This window comes from Kribbella sp. NPDC050470, from assembly GCF_044458365.1.
GTDB lineage: Bacteria > Actinomycetota > Actinomycetes > Propionibacteriales > Kribbellaceae > Kribbella.
Map to the genome: position 1 here is coordinate 210,707 of NZ_JBITHV010000008.1, position 12,251 is coordinate 222,957.

General features: G+C 67.2%; 13 protein-coding genes. 8 read left to right on the plus strand and 5 right to left on the minus strand.

Translation table 11 applies throughout. The annotated features are described in order from the left end of the window. Positions 1 to 119 precede the first annotated feature (119 nt). From ACIBGM_RS25085 to ACIBGM_RS25100, 4 genes are all read left to right on the plus strand, one after another. On the plus strand, positions 120 to 1,505 hold the full coding sequence (locus tag ACIBGM_RS25085; RefSeq protein ID WP_360531807.1) for a helix-turn-helix transcriptional regulator: 1,386 nt from the start codon (positions 120 to 122) through the stop codon (positions 1,503 to 1,505). A 484-nt stretch (positions 1,506 to 1,989) separates the two neighbouring features. Continuing rightward, positions 1,990 to 2,388, plus strand: a complete 399-nt coding sequence (locus tag ACIBGM_RS25090; RefSeq protein WP_396387067.1) for a phosphotransferase — start codon at positions 1,990 to 1,992, stop codon at positions 2,386 to 2,388. A gap of 30 nt (positions 2,389 to 2,418) precedes the next feature. After that, positions 2,419 to 2,895 carry a hypothetical protein gene (locus tag ACIBGM_RS25095; RefSeq protein WP_360531801.1) on the plus strand — a complete coding sequence of 159 codons (477 nt, stop codon included), beginning with the start codon at positions 2,419 to 2,421 and terminating at the stop codon, positions 2,893 to 2,895. Positions 2,896 to 3,085: 190 nt separating this feature from the next. Beyond that, on the plus strand, positions 3,086 to 3,754 hold the full coding sequence (locus tag ACIBGM_RS25100) for a hypothetical protein (protein WP_396386908.1): 669 nt from the start codon (positions 3,086 to 3,088) through the stop codon (positions 3,752 to 3,754). A gap of 14 nt (positions 3,755 to 3,768) precedes the next feature. On the opposite strand, the gene ACIBGM_RS25105 is transcribed toward ACIBGM_RS25100, so the two are convergent. After that, complete coding sequence (locus ACIBGM_RS25105) at positions 3,769 to 5,070, minus strand: ABC transporter ATP-binding protein (protein WP_360531795.1); 1,302 nt, start codon at positions 5,068 to 5,070, stop codon at positions 3,769 to 3,771. Between the two features lie 388 nt (positions 5,071 to 5,458). Between ACIBGM_RS25105 and ACIBGM_RS25110 the strand changes: the two genes are divergently transcribed. Continuing rightward, positions 5,459 to 6,019: a DJ-1/PfpI family protein gene (locus tag ACIBGM_RS25110; protein WP_360531792.1), complete on the plus strand. Its 561-nt coding sequence runs from the start codon at positions 5,459 to 5,461 to the stop codon at positions 6,017 to 6,019. A 222-nt stretch (positions 6,020 to 6,241) separates the two neighbouring features. After that, complete coding sequence (locus ACIBGM_RS25115; protein ID WP_360531789.1) at positions 6,242 to 7,027, plus strand: arginase family protein; 786 nt, start codon at positions 6,242 to 6,244, stop codon at positions 7,025 to 7,027. Between the two features lie 42 nt (positions 7,028 to 7,069). Here the strand turns inward: ACIBGM_RS25115 and ACIBGM_RS25120 are convergent, their stop codons facing one another. The 3 genes from ACIBGM_RS25120 to ACIBGM_RS25130 are packed head-to-tail and all read right to left on the minus strand — an operon-like array spanning position 7,070 to position 9,769. After that, positions 7,070 to 7,885, minus strand: a complete 816-nt coding sequence (locus tag ACIBGM_RS25120) for a DUF3152 domain-containing protein (RefSeq protein ID WP_360531786.1) — start codon at positions 7,883 to 7,885, stop codon at positions 7,070 to 7,072. Positions 7,886 to 7,894: 9 nt separating this feature from the next. Continuing rightward, positions 7,895 to 8,293 (minus strand): DUF6632 domain-containing protein, encoded by a 399-nt coding sequence (locus tag ACIBGM_RS25125; protein ID WP_360531783.1) that lies wholly within the window; start codon positions 8,291 to 8,293, stop codon positions 7,895 to 7,897. Positions 8,294 to 8,332: 39 nt separating this feature from the next. Continuing rightward, positions 8,333 to 9,769 (minus strand): MFS transporter, encoded by a 1,437-nt coding sequence (locus ACIBGM_RS25130; protein ID WP_396386909.1) that lies wholly within the window; start codon positions 9,767 to 9,769, stop codon positions 8,333 to 8,335. Positions 9,770 to 9,904: 135 nt separating this feature from the next. Between ACIBGM_RS25130 and ACIBGM_RS25135 the strand changes: the two genes are divergently transcribed. Then, positions 9,905 to 10,456 carry a class I SAM-dependent methyltransferase gene (locus tag ACIBGM_RS25135; RefSeq protein WP_360531777.1) on the plus strand — a complete coding sequence of 184 codons (552 nt, stop codon included), beginning with the start codon at positions 9,905 to 9,907 and terminating at the stop codon, positions 10,454 to 10,456. After that, on the plus strand, positions 10,453 to 11,688 hold the full coding sequence (locus ACIBGM_RS25140) for an adenylate/guanylate cyclase domain-containing protein (RefSeq protein WP_396386910.1): 1,236 nt from the start codon (positions 10,453 to 10,455) through the stop codon (positions 11,686 to 11,688). The genes ACIBGM_RS25135 and ACIBGM_RS25140 overlap by 4 nt, the downstream gene beginning before the upstream one ends. Here ACIBGM_RS25140 and smpB read toward each other — a convergent pair whose 3' ends face one another. After that, entirely contained in the window at positions 11,689 to 12,168 is a 480-nt protein-coding gene (smpB, locus tag ACIBGM_RS25145; protein WP_360531771.1) for an SsrA-binding protein SmpB, read from the minus strand. Between the last annotated feature and the right edge of the window lie 83 nt (positions 12,169 to 12,251).

Below are 12,251 nucleotides of genomic sequence, written 5' to 3' on the forward strand. Positions count from 1 at the left end.
TGGGAGGAGTCTTCTCACTACAGGCTGTGCTCATCGAGGCGACCTATCGGCGGTGCCGATAGACACGCCGGATGCGCTCCGACTAACTTCGCAGAGCCGCCTAGGGACAAGGAGTGACGATGACACCACCGCAGCCGCTGCTCGACTCGTCCTGGTGGGATCGCGCGGAGCTGCGACCGGTGCTCGCGTCACGTGACGTGGCAGGTATCTTCCGCTGGTTGCAGCGGCATGGCTGGAGCCAGACGCAGATTGGCGCCCGCACCTACCCGTCGCAGGGCGAAGTCTCGGAGATCCTCAACGGGCGCCAGGTCAAGGCGTACGACGTCCTTGAACGCATCGCCGACGCGTTCGAGATCCCGCGCGGACAGATGGGGCTCGCATACGCCTCAACCGGCGATGGACAGAGCGACGGCTCGCATGAGCTGACCAGCGACGATCGCCGCAACTTCGCCGGCGCGGTGGCGAGCGTGGCGTTCGGTTCGGTGAATGACCAGGCTCGGAAGTGGTTGCCCGAGCTGCCCACCAGCGTTGCCGCAGTACCGTCGGTGATCACCGGATCTGATGTGGAACAAGTGGCGTCGATGACCGCCGAGTTCCGGAAGCTCGATCAGCAGTACGGCGGGGGAGCAGCGGTCGACGCGGCCCGCGGTTTCTACGGATACGCGCGGCGGATGATCCACTCCACCGCCGACCACCGCACGCACCGCGACCTCAAGGTGTCGCTTGCGGACTTCAGCAGCATGCTCGGCTGGTCGTTCCATGACATCGGCGACCAAGCAGCGGCCCGACGCTTCCTGATGAACGCTCTCGTTCTCGCAAAGGATGCCGATGAGCCCTCGCTCGCTGCCTCGATCCTGTACCGGCTCGGCCGGGTCAGCATGCAAGAAGCCCAACCGGTTGAGGCGCTGAAGATGCTGCAACTCGGCCAACTCGCTGCACAGGACGCGGGCGATCCCGCCGAGGTGGCACGACTGCACGCCAACGAAGCTCTCGCCTACGCGATGCTCGGTAAGCACGATCACGTCCTCGACGCGCTGGCTCGGGCCGAACACGAGATGGGCCGTGCCGATAAGCGCCGGGTCTCACCGTGGACGACGCTGTATTTCACGCCGGGCGACTACACCGGCCACCAGGCGCTCGTCTACAACTCGTTGTCGGGCTACGCAAAAGACGTTGCACAGGCCCGGGAGTACGCCGTACGCGCTGTCGCATTCGCACAGCAGGCGATCAACGAGTCCGGGCCTGACAGGTCGCGTCGAAGCCGGACGTTCGATCGGATAATCCTGTCGACGAACCTGTTGCGTACGAATGAATTGGACCTCGGCATCGACGTGGCTCGTGATGTGATCAACGAAGCTCAACACCTCCGAAGCGGTCGCGGGCTTGGCCGCCTCGCGGAGATCGGCACCGCGGCGTCACAACACTCCGACAACTCCGACGCCGTGGACCTGCTGCATCAGCTCGAGTCCGTCCGCACGACCGCGCCGAAGGCACTCACCGCATGACCAACCTGTCCGCAGAGCTCGACCAGAGGCTCAAGCACGCTCTCAAGGGCATCTGCCAAGAAGCCGGGCTCCTCCCGGACGAAGCCGAGCTCATCAAGTACACGAACAACGCCGTTTTCCGACTTCCAGGCCAAGGCGTTGTCGTCAGGTTCGGTGCCGGCGACTTAGCCAGCCAGCGTGCCGACCACGTCGCGCGTATTGCCACTTGGCTGGGCGAACACGACGCTCCCGCCGTACGGCTCGCTCCGGCGCTCGATCAGCCGGTCCTGTTCGAGAACTACTCGGCGACCATCTGGCAGCTCCTGGAGGGCGGAAATCCCGAGTGGACCGGTGCCGAGCTGGCAGCCCCATTGCTCGGCTGGCACAAACTCGAACCGATGGCCGCCCTGAAGCCCTGGGACCCCTTCAGCAATGCCCGCAGTCGCCTAGCGATGGCCGACGGCATCACACCGGATGATCACGCCTGGCTCACACAGGGGCCAAGATCGAGGCCGACTACCGAGCCCTCACGCCCGATCTCAAGATGGGCTTACTGCACGGCGACGCCTACATCGGCAACCTTTTGCGAGAACGCTCCGGCCGCTTCGTCCTCTGCGACTTCGACGGCACGAGCATCGGCCCTCTCGCCTACGACCTGGTGGTCGCTGCCGTCAGCGCCCGCCGCTTCGGCGCTACCCAGGACCACGAAGCGCTAGCCGCCACCTATGGCCTAGACGTCACCGCCTTGTCCTCCTGGCCGACTCTCAGCCGCATCCGAGAACTGGTCCTGGTCACCAGCGTCATCACCGACCTCCGCAATCGCCCCGGCATCGCCAAGGTCCACGCCCACCGCCTATCCACCCTCAGATCCGGCGCCAACGAACTCTGGCACCGCTACAAATAGTTGGTCGCGCGTGGAGGGGGAGGGGTAGTCGTGTATCTCGCAGTCTCGGGTCATCGTGGCCTGTCTGAAGAGGTGAAGGCTTGGACCGCGGCTGAGCTACGGCACGCGATCGAGTCCAAAGGGGTGACCGAGCTTGTCGGGATCTCGTGTCTGGCTGATGGTGCCGATGCGCTGTTCGCCCAAACAGTCCTCGACCTAGGCGGCCGGCTTATCGCGGTCATCCCAGCGACCACCTACCGCGACGGCCTCCCGGTGTCGCACCACCAGACCTACGACACTTTGCTGTCCAAGGCTTCGGAAGCAGTCGCCCTCGATCGAGAAGTCTCCGACGCGGATGCCCACATGGACGCCAGCCTCCGCATGCTCGACCGCGCCGACGAGCTGATCGCCATCTGGGACGGCCAACCCGCCCGCGGCCCCGGCGGAACCGCCGACGTCGTCCAAGCAGCACGCGACCGGGACCTGCCGGTGACGGTCATCTGGCCGGCCGGCGTCACGCGGGACTGAGTCGCAGTCCTGTCGTTCGATTTGCGCCTGTTATGCGCGCGGCGTCACCGGGGCGCGGCGGGTGCTTTGGGGCGGGGGAGCTCACCAGGGCGTGGGGAGCGCTCCAGGGAGGGTGTGCTGAGGTCATCCGGGTTGGGGGAGGAGGGGGTGGCGGGGGTGCCGTACGGTCGGCGGGTTGGGGGTGGTGTGGGTGATTGGGCATGCGCTGGTTTCTTTGCCGCGGCCGGTGGATCGGGTGGGGTGGGATCGGGCTATTGGCGTGGGGTTTGCGGTGGGGTCGGTGTGCTTCTTTGTGGGGCCGTTTCCTGGGTTTGTGCAGGTGGTGGGGGCGGCGGTGGACGGGGTGGTGTTTTTTGTTGGGTCCGTGTTCTTCACGATTGCTGCCGCTATGGAGTTGCGGGAGGGGACTGTTCGGCGCGGGCAGCGGTGGGGGCGTGATCTGTCGTGGTGGAGTGCTGCGGTTCAGTTCGCTGGGACTCTGCTGTTCAACCTCAGTACGTTTGCCGCGATGCAGGAGAGTCTGTCGACGCAGCAGGAGAATCGGCTGATTTGGGCGCCGGATATGTTCGGCTCGGCGTGCTTTCTCGCATCCGGTGTGCTGGCCTACTGGGTCGCGGCTGGGCGGAGCATCCGCCCGGCGCGGATGGACAGGGCGGCCACGATGGCTGCTGTGAATCTGCTCGGATGCGTGCTGTTCGGCATCTCGGCCGTCGCCTCGTTCGTCGTGCCGGCCACTGGCTCGATACTCAACCTGGCCGCCTCGAACTGGTGCACCTCACTCGGCGCACTGTGCTTCTTCATCGGTGCCCTGCTGGGTTTGCCTCACTCGTCTGACGCCCGCCCGGCTACCGCGAGCTAGGCGTGCCCGAAGGATCAGCGTACGACGCGGTCTATGCGTTGGCCGTGGTTGTCGAAGAGGTGGAGGTGGGCGGGGTCGACGGTCAGGTGGACGTTTGATCCGGACTGGAGGCCGCTGCCGGGGTCGATCTCGAGGACCAGGTCGGCTCGGCGGTGGGTGGGGGAGGCGGCCGGCTCGGGGGCGGGTGGTGGGGCGGACTTGCGGAGTACCGAGCGGGCCATGGTTGTCAGGGTCGACATGCGTGGGGCTGCGTGGCGGTGGTGCGAGTGGCCGTCGGAAGGCTTCGACTTTGGGTGCGGGGCATGCGATCGGACGACGTCGGGGTTGAGCATCTCGATGCCGCACTGGACGAAGGCGATCCACTGGTTGCCGTGGAACTCGAGTGCGCGCAGTGATCCAGAGAGCTGGTTGTTCTGACCGCCGCCGGCGGCCAGCGTGAACGCATCCGAGCGGGCGCCGACGATGACCTGGATGCCGTCGTGCTGGCTGAGGATCATCGATCGGCGGTCGGTCGGTGGCAGGTGGAGGGATTGGCCGCCGAAGTCCAGGCTCACGCGATGATGAGCGGTGACTCGGACGGTGGCGGACATGAGGTTGATGCGTGGCGTTCCGAGGAAGCCGGCAGCGAAGGCTGTGGCGGGGTTGTTGAAGACCTGTTCGGGAGTCCCCACGTCTTCGATCCGGCCGTCGCGCATGATGGCGATCCGGTCGGCCAGGGTGAGAGCCTCGACCTGGTCGTGGGTCACGTAGACCGTTGTCACGTTGATGTCGCGGACCATGGCGCCGATCTCCTGCCGCAACTCGGTGCGCATGGTCGCGTCCAGGTTCGACAACGGCTCGTCCATCAGGAAGATCCGCGGCTGTCTGACGATCGCCCGGCCGATGGCGACGCGCTGCCGCTGGCCGCCGGACAGCGTTCGTGGCAGCCGATCGAGTGCTGCGTCGATGCCGAGAATCCTGGCCAGGCCGGCGGCCTTCGAGCTGGCCTCCTCGGCGTCCTCACCGGCGATCCGCAACGGGAACATGATGTTCTGGCGGGCGGTGCGATTCGGGTACAGGGCGCCGTTCTGGAAGACCAGCGCGACGCCGCGATCCTTGGGCGGGAGGTCCGTTGCGTGGGTGCGTCCTAGCCAGACCTTGCCCGCGGTGAGTTCCTCCAGGCCGGCGATCATCCGGAGCAAGGTGGTCTTGCCGCAGCCGGAGGGCCCGAGCAGCACCATGACCTCGCCGGCCGCGATGTCCAGCGTCACGTTGTCGACGGCAAGGTACCGGCCGCCGTACACCTTGGACACCGAGTCCAGCTTGATTGCGGTCATCAGCACCTCCTCCAGACGAACGAGCCTGAGTACAGCGGCCCGCCGTACACCTTGTCCATAGCTCGCGTCGCAGTCTTCGGGAATCGGCTGGTGCTTGCCTCTGGCAAGCAGACTCGTCGAGGACCGAGGCACGTTCAGATGCCAACTACACTCGGTATACGTTCGGCTACGCGGCCGGGAGCAGGGGGTCCGGATGGTGGGATTTGGACCAGGAACAAGCGTTTCTGGAGGACGCAGGTGAACGAGGAGAGGAAGGCGAAGCCTGGCGGGGCCTGGAGCGGATGAGCTGCTGCGATCGTGCCACGCCCGCTAGTACGAGCTTGACCCGGTTCTGTCGGCGGCGGAGGCTGGCGGGTAAGACGGCGGGTGTGTGAAGGGGATGGCGAACATGGCGAAGGTGCTGATTCTTACCGGGGACGCGGCGGAGGATCTGGAGGTGTTCTACCCGTACCAGAGACTCCTCGAGGAGGGGTACGACGTCGACATCGCGGCGCCGGCGGTGAAGAAGTTGCAGTTCGTGGTGCACGACTTCGTGGACGGCTTCGACACGTACACGGAGAAGCCGGGGCACACCTGGCAGGCAGACGTGGCGTTCGCCGATGTGGACCCGTCCGACTACGTTGCGCTGGTGATTCCGGGTGGGCGGGCTCCGGAGTACATCCGCAACGATGCTGACTGTCAGCGAATCGTTCAGCACTTCTACGGCGAGTCGAAACCCGTGGCCCAGCTCTGTCACGGACCGCTTGTCGCCGCGGCGGCCGGCGTACTGAACGGGCGCAAGACCTCGGCCTACCCGGCGCTGGCCCTCGACATCACGGCCGGGGGAGCGGAGTGGGTCGACGGCGACGCGGTCGTCGACGGCAACGTGGTCTCCGGCCGCGCCTGGCCGGACCACCCGACCTGGATGCGCGCCTTCATGACAATCCTGAAGGAGCACGCCCCGGCCTAGTTACAGCAGCCACAGCGCACGCAGAAGCACCTTGTACAGTCGGCGCTGTGATGTGTACGCGCGGCTCCTCGCGGTTGAGTGATGTGCTCAGCTGTCGGGTTGACGTGCCCGTGCACACGCTCGAGCTGTGGCGCTTGCTCCGGCAGAACCGAGCGGGATGGACCGACCTGACGTCGTACTGACCCAGTCCCGGAAAACATCTACCTGCTCGGAGAAACAGTCATGACGACAGTGCTTTGTGTGCCGCAATGGCAGGGATCAGCCTCGGACAGGGCGCCGCTGCTGGCTGAGGGGGCGCATCGGACCGCTGACCTGCTGCACGCGGACGCCGTGGTGTCGGTGCCGGTTGGCGACGGCGGCGACGACATCACGGACGGGGTTCGCGCCCGCGCGGTCCTGGTCGAGAACCTGAAGCTGATCGGCGAGGCGCTCGCCGAGATCGATGACTTTGTGATCACCGTGGGCGGTGACTGCGGCGTCGACCTCGCGCCGATTGCCGCAGCTCGCCGCCAGTACGGCGACGAGTTAGCCGTGCTGTGGATCGACGCACATCCGGACGTCTACGGGCCGGGCGAGCTCCCGTCCGGGGCGTTCCACGGCATGGTCGTGCGTACGCTGCTGGGTGACGGGCCTGCGCTGCTGACACCGGCACATACCTTGGCGCCGGAGCAGGTGATTCTCGCCGGCGTCAGGGCCGGAGGTGACAGCGAACACGAGTATGTCCGCAGAACCGGCCTTCGTGTGTACGGCGTCGACCAGCTGGAGAGCGCGTTCGACGGGCTGTCCGGTCCGACGTACGTCCATGTCGATCTGGACGTGCTCGAGCCCACCGAATTCGGTTCGGTCTGCTATCCCGAACCAGCCGGCGTCCGGTCATCCGACCTGGTCGAGCTGATCTCACGACTGGACAACGTCGTCGGCGCGGCGATCACCGAACACGCCCCGGCCTACGACAATCCCGCCGAAGCCGACATCCTCCGGCGACTCGGCGCCGCGCTCCGCCGCTGAGCGTCCGGCGGCCTCGACACCCGGGCCGGACGGGGGTTGGTCTCACTTGATGCGGACGCTCGGCCAGGGGTTCGGCAGGCAGGAGGCGAGGCCCTTGGTTTGCTGCATCATGATTGGGGCCGGAGCGCCTGGGGTCTGGCAGGTTGCGTGCTGGTAGCCGAGGGCGTGGCCGACCTCGTGGTTCGCCAGGTACGCGCGGTAGGCGTCCAGCTGGCCGCGGTAGCCGGGAGTTCCTTCGGCCCAGCGTTTCGCGTTCAGTACGACGCGATCGCGCACTCGGCACGAGACCTGCCCGCCGGTGTCGAGCGGTCGGCAGAGCTGATCGGTGGTCGCGGGGGAGGCGACGATGATCCGCAGCTCGGCCGTCTGGTCGATGCGCTGGAACGCGACCTGGCGAATCGGCTGCCAGCCGCGGCTGTCGGTCAGCATCCGGTGGATGGTCGCGGCTACCTGGGCGGGATCGAACGGCATTCCTTGCTCGATCTCGACGCGGTAGGTCAGTCGCCGACCGGGGCTGGTTGCCTGCTCCTCGCCCGGCACGATCCGCAGCCGTCCGCTCCCGGCGGACGGCACGCCAACGTACGGCGTCCGCTCGCCACCGCGGGACGCCCTGGACGGAACAGCGGACGCGGGCGGTCGTGCCGTTCCGGCCACGGTCGCCGGCGCGGAGACCGTCGTACTGGGCGACCTGCCGAAGGAAGCCGCTCGACCACCGTCCGGCCCCGAGTTGTGCGTTGCCGTGACGGCCAGAGTCAGGAGGCCGACCCCGACCGTCGTCGTCGCGATCGTGACAGACCGGCCGCGACCCGAGGACGTGCGACGACCGGCCGCTAGTCGATGTCGTCCGCTCCCGGTCACCCCGACACTCTAGGGGGCCCGTCCTGCCTGCTGGCGGGGGGTGAGTGCGGTGAGGACGCCGGCGGCGATCAGGAGGGCGGGGATGTCGCCGATCAGGTGGACCCACTCGGTCGGACTCATCGCGACGTGGACGGTCATCACGGCGGCATGCGCCAGGCTCGACCACACGGTGAACCAGATCAGGGACAGGTGGTCCAGTGGTGCCCGCGAGGCGCGGATCAGGAACACGCCGAGTACGACGTAAAGGACCGCGATCATCTGTTCGTACTCGTGCTGCTCCGGCTGCCAGGCGAAGCCGGCAGGCCAGAGCAGCATGAGCGGGTACACCGCGACGACGAAGACGCTCCCGATGACGACGAGCGCTATCCGCAGCCGCCGTACGCCGGCGATGCTCAGCTCGGTGCGCATAGGGGGAGTCTCGTCAGGTTCCTTGACGGAAGCAACAGCTCACCGGGTCGTCGAGACGTCCACGACTTGGGGGTCCGACTGCGGGGCAGCAGCTGGGATCCGCAAGGTGACCGCGGCCAGGACTGCGCCGACGGCAGCGATGACCGCGGCGCCGATGAAGGCCGCCGAGTAGCCGTCCGTCAGGGCGCCGGCGTCACCGAGCAGGTCGGCGCCGTTCGCGGCGGCCACCGCGGTCATCGCGGCCAGGCCGAGCGCGGAGCCGATCTGGTAGCTGGTGTTCACGATCCCGGACGCCAGACCGCCCTCCTCGGGACGAGCTGACGACAGCGCGATCCCGAGACTGGGGATGAACGCCAGCGACATCCCGGCGGCCGCGATGAGCGAGGCGGGCAGTACGTCGACCCAGAAGGAGCCGTCCGAGCGGATCAGCGACAGCCCGGCCAGGCCGACGGTGAGGATCGCCATGCCGCCGACCAGCGTCTTCTTCGGGCCGGCGGTCGCGATCAGCTTGGGCGCGACCAGGATCATCCCGAGCATGATGAATGTTGTCATCGGCAACAGAGCGGAGCCGCTCGGGAATGCGCTCAGCCCGAGGACCTGCTGCAGGTACAGGTTGAGGAAGAACCACATCGGCACCCACGCGGCGCCCAGCAGCAGTTGGGCCACGTTCGCGGCAGCCAGGTTCGGCGCCGCGAAGATCCCGAGCCGCATCAACGGCTCCCGCCGCTTGGCCTGTACCGCGACGAACACTCCCAGCAGTACGACGGCCGACGCGCCGACCAGGAGCGTCGACCCCGCCGACCAACCGACCTCGGGCGCGCGGACGATCGCGTAGACACCGGCACCGAGACCCGCAGTCACAGTCAGCGCCCCCAGCAGGTCCACCGAGCCACGACGTACAGCGGAATTCGGCATCAATGCCGGGGTTGCGATGAGGGCGATCAGAGCGATCGGCACGTTGAGGAAGAAGACCCACGGCCAGGACAGGTACTCGGTGATCACGCCGCCGAGGAAGACGCCCGCCGTACCTCCCGCCGGAGCGGCCGCGCCGTACAGGGCGATCGCCTTGGTCAGTTCCTTCGGATTGCTGCCGAACAACATCATCAACAGGGTCAAGGCTGCCGGTGCAATCAGCGCAGCGCCAACACCCTGGACGGCGCGGCCGGTGAGCTCCGCGCCGACACCGGTCGCGAAGCCGGCCAGCAACGAACCGGCCAGCAGCACCGCCCAGCCGGCCGCGAAGACTCGGCGGGCGCCGAGCAGGTCCGACAGCCGCCCGCCGAGCAGCAACAGGCCGCCGAACGCGACGACGTACGCGTTGAACACCCAGGACAGGTTGCCCGGACTGAATCCGAGCTCTGCCTGCATCTTCGGCAGCGCGACGCCGATGATCGAGGTGTCCATGATCACCATGAACTGCGCCGCGGCGATCAAGCCGAGCGCCCACCAGCGCCGCGACGACTCCGACTCACTCATCATATACTCCTTACCCGTAGGGGGTATCGCTAAAAGACGATGGAGTTACCCTAGGGGGGTATAGACGAGATGCGCAAGTGCTTCACCGGATGCGGCGCGAGGGTCCTGGCGTACGCTCGCGTCTAGGAGTTCCACATGCTGCGCAGAAACCGATCCGACCGTGACCGACGCCGCCGGCTAGACCGTAGCTCGGGGTACGGCTGCGAGTGGCTGACGATCCGGAACAGCCGTGAGTGGGTGTGTCGCCGGGCCAGCGGGCGAACCCTGGAGCTGGGGGCCGGCACGGGGCTCAACCTCCGGTGGTACCCGGGCGACGTCGACCTGGTCGTCGTGGATGTCGACCGCGAGCGTATCGAGGTCGCGGAGGAGCGCGTCCGTGAGCAGGGTGAGGCGGTTCGCGTAGCTGTCGCCGACGGTCAGCAGCTCCCGTTCGATCACGACTCGTTCGACACCGTGGTCTGCACCTTGGCCATCTGTGACATGGAAGACCGTGCGGCGGCCCTGGCTGAGGCCTATCGCGTGGTTCGGCCGGGTGGATCGCTGGTGCTGCTTGACCACTTCGAGAAGCGCTGGCGACACGGACGACCGGCGACGCTCGGCGAACGGGCCGGCTTCACGATGGTCGAGCGTCAGCGCCTGTGGGCCGGCTACTTCGAACGCGTCCGCTTACAAAAGCCCGTTGAATGAGGCCGCGATCCGCACCGCTGGTGCGACTGGCAGATCTCGGCGCTCGGGCCGAGGACACCCACGACGAGCGGCTCCGGCAGGGCACGCTCATCTTCTCTGCGCTGCTGGTCACGGCGATGTCCACGATCTGGGTGATCACTTACCTCGCGTACGGCGATCCGGTCTCGGCGGCGATCCCCGCGTCCTACCAGGTGATCACCATCATCGGGCTTGCCGTCCTGGCTCGGACACGTCGTTTCGCGACGTTCCGCACCACGCAACTGCTGGCGATCTTGGTGCTGCCAGGTCTGCTGCAGTTGTCGCTCGGCGGCTTCGTCGCCTCGAGCGCGATGATTCTCTGGGCGATGCTCGCACCACTCGCGGCGCTGGCGTTGCTCGGTATCCGGCGTTCCGTGCCGTGGCTGGTGGCGTTCTTCGCCGAACTGGTCGCGCTCGCCCTGGTGGACTCCCGGCTCGCACCGTCCCTGCCGGCGCTGCCCACCGGCTTCGTGGTCACCTTCCTGGTGCTGAACGTCGGCGGAGTCATCGTGAGCGCCTACGTGATGCTCGGCTATTTCGTGGAGCAGCGGGAGCGCGCCCATCGAGACCTGCAGGCCGAGCGGGAGCGTTCGGAGCGGCTCCTGCTCAACGTGCTGCCGGAGCCCATCGCCGAGCGCCTCAAGGCGGAGCCGGGAGTGATCGCGGAACACTACGACGCGGTGAGCGTGCTCTTCGCCGACATCGTCGGCTTCACGGCGCGATCGGCGGTGATGGCGGCGGCGGACGTGGTGAAGCTGCTGGACCAGGTGTTCTCCGCGTTCGACCGGATCGCCGACGCCGAGGGCGTCGAGAAGATCAAGACGATCGGGGACGCCTACATGCTGGTGGGCGGTCTGCCGAACCCGCGGCCCGACCACCTCACAGCGGTCGCCCGTACGGCGCTCGCACTGCGCGACGAGGTCGCCCGGATCGCGGCACGGCCCGGGCAGGACTGGCTCGCCGTCCGGATCGGAATCGACTGCGGACCGGTGGTGGCCGGCGTGATCGGCCGTCGCAAGTTCATCTATGACCTCTGGGGCGACACCGTGAACACCGCGAGCCGGATGGAGTCGCACGGGCGACCCGGCGAGATTCAGGTCACCGAACGGGTGGCGGCGGCCCTCGGCCCGGAGTTCGCCGTACGGCCACGCGGCGTCATCGAGGTCAAGGGAAAGGGCCCGATGCGGACCTTCCTCCTCGATGCGCAGCGGTGATCAGTTCGGGTGGCCCTTGCGGCGGCGGTTGAGGGCGCGTTCGGTCTCGCGCGTTGCCTCGCGTTCGGCGAGGGCGTGGCGTTTGTCCCAGGTCTTCTTGCCGCGGCCCAAGGCGATCTCCACCTTCGCGCGACCGTCTTTGAAGTAGAGGGTCACCGGGACGATCGTCAGTCCGCTCTCGTTGACCTTGCGCTCGATCTTGTCGATCTGGGCGCGATGCAGCAGCAGCTTGCGCTTGCGGCGTGAGCCGTCGTTGAACCAGCGGGCCTGGGAGTACTGCGGGATGTGTACGGCGTGCAGCCAGATCTCCCGGTTCTCGACCATGGCGAAGCCGCCGACCAGCGACGCCCGCCCGGCACGGAGCGCCTTCACCTCCGGACCCTGCAGCACGATCCCCGCCTCCCAGGACTCGCCCAACTGGTAGTCGTGGGCAGCCTTCCGGTTGCGCGCAACCACAGGGTTCGCCTCGGGCTTCTTCACACCGCAATTCTGCCCCACAGCCCTACAAGGCCGAGGATTGACTTTGGTGTGAGGGGTAACCGGGGGTGCTCGGGTTCAGGGGT

Bases quoted from the DNA above. Each gene is read 5' to 3' on its own strand.
- ACIBGM_RS25110 (WP_360531792.1), top strand. From the start codon at position 5,459: ATGGCGAAGGTGCTGATTCTTACCGGGGACGCGGCGGAGGATCTGGAG.
- ACIBGM_RS25115 (WP_360531789.1), top strand. From the start codon at position 6,242: ATGACGACAGTGCTTTGTGTGCCGCAATGGCAGGGATCAGCCTCGGAC.
- ACIBGM_RS25135 (WP_360531777.1), top strand. From the start codon at position 9,905: ATGCTGCGCAGAAACCGATCCGACCGTGACCGACGCCGCCGGCTAGAC.
- ACIBGM_RS25105 (WP_360531795.1), bottom strand. From the start codon at position 5,070: ATGACCGCAATCAAGCTGGACTCGGTGTCCAAGGTGTACGGCGGCCGG.
- ACIBGM_RS25125 (WP_360531783.1), bottom strand. From the start codon at position 8,293: ATGCGCACCGAGCTGAGCATCGCCGGCGTACGGCGGCTGCGGATAGCG.
- ACIBGM_RS25130 (WP_396386909.1), bottom strand. From the start codon at position 9,769: ATGAGTGAGTCGGAGTCGTCGCGGCGCTGGTGGGCGCTCGGCTTGATC.
- ACIBGM_RS25140 (WP_396386910.1), top strand. From the start codon at position 10,453: ATGAGGCCGCGATCCGCACCGCTGGTGCGACTGGCAGATCTCGGCGCT.
- ACIBGM_RS25085 (WP_360531807.1), top strand. From the start codon at position 120: ATGACACCACCGCAGCCGCTGCTCGACTCGTCCTGGTGGGATCGCGCG.